4 protein-coding genes and 1 pseudogene are annotated in these 3778 nt (G+C 69.9%); 4 read left to right on the top strand and 1 reads right to left on the bottom strand.

Annotated features, from left to right (window positions below; translation table 11 throughout):
* The first annotated feature begins 266 nt into the window (after positions 1 to 266).
* The 4 genes and pseudogenes from mtgA (at position 267) to AC2W7M_RS21745 (ending at position 3137) form a co-directional block, all read left to right on the top strand.
* Positions 267 to 938: a monofunctional biosynthetic peptidoglycan transglycosylase gene (gene mtgA, locus AC2W7M_RS21760; protein ID WP_486134857.1), complete on the top strand. Its 672-nt coding sequence runs from the start codon at positions 267 to 269 to the stop codon at positions 936 to 938.
* Between the two features lie 204 nt (positions 939 to 1142).
* A complete protein-coding gene (locus AC2W7M_RS21755) occupies positions 1143 to 1742 on the top strand; it encodes a septation protein A (RefSeq protein ID WP_486134855.1) in 600 nt (199 codons plus the stop codon).
* Positions 1743 to 1854: 112 nt separating this feature from the next.
* Complete coding sequence (locus AC2W7M_RS21750) at positions 1855 to 2262, top strand: RrF2 family transcriptional regulator (protein WP_486134853.1); 408 nt, start codon at positions 1855 to 1857, stop codon at positions 2260 to 2262.
* Positions 2263 to 2391: 129 nt separating this feature from the next.
* Positions 2392 to 3137, top strand: a pseudogene (locus tag AC2W7M_RS21745) (SDR family oxidoreductase).
* A gap of 52 nt (positions 3138 to 3189) precedes the next feature.
* Here the strand turns inward: AC2W7M_RS21745 and AC2W7M_RS21740 are convergent.
* Positions 3190 to 3778, bottom strand: a 589-nt coding sequence (locus tag AC2W7M_RS21740) for an SDR family NAD(P)-dependent oxidoreductase (protein WP_486134851.1), incomplete at its 5' end; no start/stop codon positions are given.

Below are 3778 nucleotides of genomic sequence, written 5' to 3'. Positions count from 1 at the left end.
CGAGGGCGCGGGTGAGCCGGCGCCTCTGTGAGGGCGGCGGCGGCATCGAGGCGTGGGCGCGAGAGGGGCTGTCACGGAAGGGCCTTGGCGAGGGGTGGAACCCGTTGGCGGGGCGTGGGTTGAGCAAGGAGCGGGGGCGTGGCGGCAGACCGCCGCGCGTCGGGCGCCCGTCAAGGTTGACGGCACCGCTCCCGGTGCCCCAACCAGGGCGGGAGGTCAAGACGCCGCGTGCGGCCATCCCTGCGCGCCAACGGAAAGGCCCCGATGTGATCCGCCTGCTGCTGCGCCTCGCGCTGATCGTCGTCGCCATCCCGCTGGTGCTGTCGGTGCTCTATGCGGTCGTCAACCCGGTCTCGACGCTGATGATCGGGCGCTGGCTCTCCGGCGAGCGGGTGGAGCGGGTGTGGACCCCGCTCTCCGAGATGTCGCCGCCACTGGTGCGCACCGTGATCGCCTCGGAGGATGCGAGCTTCTGCCGCCATCCCGGCGTGGACCTCGAAGAGATGCGCCAGGCGATCGAGAAGGCGGACGAGATCGAGGAGGTGCGCGGCGCCTCGACCATCTCCATGCAGGTGACGAAGAACCTGTTCCTGTGGCCGGGCCGTGACCTGATCCGCAAGGCGATCGAGATTCCGCTCACGCTGTGGCTCGATCTGGTGCTGAGCAAGGAGCGGATGATCGAGATCTATCTCAACATCGCCGAATGGGGGCCGGACGGCGAGTTCGGCGCCGAGGCCGGCGCGCAGCGCGCCTTCGGCATCCCGGCGGCGCAGGTGAACGCCTCCCAGGCGGCGCTCCTCGCCGTGATGCTGCCCAATCCGATCCGGCGCGACGCCGGCAAGCCCACCGCCAACCTCCAGCGCCTCGCCTCCCGTCTGCGCGAGCGGGTGCCCAAGGAGGGGCCGGAGCTGGTCGCCTGCCTCTCGCTGGGGAAATGAGGGGAGGGACCGGAAAGCGCAGCGGCAAGGCCCCTGGCGCAGGAAGCCCCCCACCCGCACCGGGGAGAGGTGCGAACGGCGGGGCCGACGAAGACATCCCCGGCGGCGTGCGGCACTTGATTGTACGGCTCCAAGACGCCAAATGTGGAACTCCTGCGGCGCCCTCCCGCCGCGCCGCTTCCCGCGTCCCGGAGACCTGACACCATGACCGAGGCCGCCGCGGCCGCGTCCCAGAAGCTGAACCCCTGGGTGAAGATCGGCCTTGAGATCGGCCCCCTGGTGCTGTTCTTCGTCGGCAATTCGTATGGCGGCATCTATTTCGCCACCGGCCTGTTCATGGTGGCGACGGCGGTCGCGCTCGCCGCCATGTGGCTGCTGGCGCGGCGCATCGCGGTTATGCCGCTGGTGTCGGCGCTGGTCGTGACGGTGTTCGGCGGGCTGACCTTGTGGCTCCAGGACGACCACTTCATCAAACTGAAGCCGACCCTCCTTAACGCCATCTTCGGCCTCGCTCTGCTCGGCGGCCTGGCGTTCAAGAAGCCGCTACTGCCTTACGTTTTCGACGGCATGGTCAACCTTACGGACGAGGGCTGGCACAAGCTCACCGTGCGCTGGGGCATCTTCTTCCTGGTGATGGCGGCGGTGAACGAAGTGGTCTGGCGCTCGGTCTCCACCGACACTTGGGTCGCCTTCAAGACCTTCGGCTACCTGCCGCTGACCTTCGTCTTCGCCATGGCCCAGGCGCCGCTGATGGCGCGGTTCGAGGCGAAGCCGGAGGCGCCGGCCGGAGGCGGGCCCGACTGAGGGGCCAGGAGGCCCGGTCCCCGCGCATTGACTTGAGGCGGAGGCTTCACCATAAGCCCTCGAAAGGGCGCGACATGCTGACGAAGAAGGGAAATACGGCCTGAAGGCCGCGGTGCATCTGGCGCGTCTCGCCCCCGGCGCGTCCACCCAGGTGGCGGAGATCGCCGACGCCAATCAGATCCCGAAGAAATTCCTGGACGTGATCCTGGGCGAACTGCGCAATGCCGGCTTCCTCACCAGCAAGAAGGGCAAGCTCGGCGGCTACCGCCTCGCGCGGGCGCCCGAGGAAATCATCGTCGGCCAGATGATCCGCGCCCTCGACGGCCCGCTGGCGCCGCTGCCCTGCGCCAGCCGCAACGCCTACGAGCCCTGCGAGGACTGCAACCTGTCGCGCTGCGAGGTGCGGCTTCTGATGGTGCGGGTGCGCGACGCCATCGGCACGGTGCTCGACACCTACACGCTCGCCGAAATGCGCGATCTCTCCCACGACGAACTCGCCTCCTTCGTCGACTATATCTGAGCGGCGGCCCCGCTGCCGTCCCCCGTCGGGCGGTCTTCAAATCGATTCAGATTTCCCCGGAATCCGGCTAGATGTGACGCCATGCGCCGGCGTCTCGAAGGCTGCGCGCAGCATGGGAGGACGTGGATAATGACCAAGAAGATCGCGCTGGTGACGGGGGCGGGCTCGGGCGTGGGACGCGGCGTCGCCGAGGCTCTGGCCAAGGCGGGCTATGCGGTGGCGCTGGCCGGCCGGCGCGCCGAGGCCCTCGAAGAGACCGCCGCGCTGGTGCCGGCGCCGACATGCTGGCGGTGCCCTGCGACGTGACCGACCCCGCCTCCGTGAAGGCGCTATTCGATGCCACGGTGGCGAAGTTCGGCCGCCTCGACCTCCTGTTCAACAATGCCGGAACCGGCGCGCCCGCGGTGCCGATGGAGGACCTCACCTACGCCCAGTGGCGCGCGGTGGTGGACACCAATCTCACGGGGCCGTTTCTGTGCACCCAGGAGGCGATCCGCGTGATGAAGGCGCAGGCGCCGCGCGGCGGCCGCATCATCAACAACGGCTCCATATCGGCGCATGCGCCGCGCCCGTTCTCGGCCCCCTACACCGCCACCAAGCACGCCATGACCGGCCTCACCAAGTCCACCTCGCTGGACTGCCGCGCCTACGACATCGCCTGCGGCCAGATCGACATCGGCAATGCCGACACGGTGATGGCCCAGCGCATGAAGGCCGGCATCCTCCAGGCCGACGGCTCCACCAAGGTCGAGCCGGTGATCGATGTCGACCACGTGGCGAGCGCGGTGGTCTACATGGCGAGCCTGCCGCTGGAGGCCAACGTGCAGTTCATGACCATCATGGCCACCAAGATGCCGTTCGTCGGCCGCGGCTGACGCTTCGCTCACAACGCGGCGTGGTCCTTCACCGCCGCGGCGAGCGCCGGCTTCATCTGAAGGAAGCGCGCGTCGAGGGCGGCGGGGTCGGTGGCGTTGAGCGCCACCATCTGCGCCCGCTGCGGGCTGAGGCGGCGCACGTCGAGGGCGTCCGCCTCCATGCCCGCGACCAGAGCGGCGGCGACCTCGTCCGCGGTCTCCTTGACGAAGCCGAGGTCGGCGCGGCGCGGGAGGTCCTCATCATCGGCGTGTCGGTGGCGCCGGGATAGAGGGTGAGCACGTGGACACCCTCGCCGAGAAGCTCGCGCCGCAGCGCCTCGCCGAAATGGGCGAGGCCCGCCTTCACGGCCGCATAGGTGGCGTAGAACGGCACGCCCACCAGGGCGATGCCGGACGCGACGTTCACCACCATCGCCTCCCCGGAGGCGCGCAGCGCCGGCAGCGCCGCGCGGGTGATGAGGATGGGGGCGAGAAGGTCCACCTCCACCATGGTGCGGATCTCGGCCTCGCCGGTCTCCTCCAGGGGGCCGGCGCGCACCGCGCCGGCATTGTTCACCAGCACGTCGAGCCCGCCCAGAGCGGCGCGCGCGGCATCGAGCGTCGCCGCCCGGCCGGCCTCGCTCGCCACGTCGGCGGCGATG

It is taken from the genome of Xanthobacter sp. BG11Y11_SDJG, from assembly GCF_057364445.1.
This window is presented reverse-complemented; position numbering and strand designations above follow the sequence as displayed.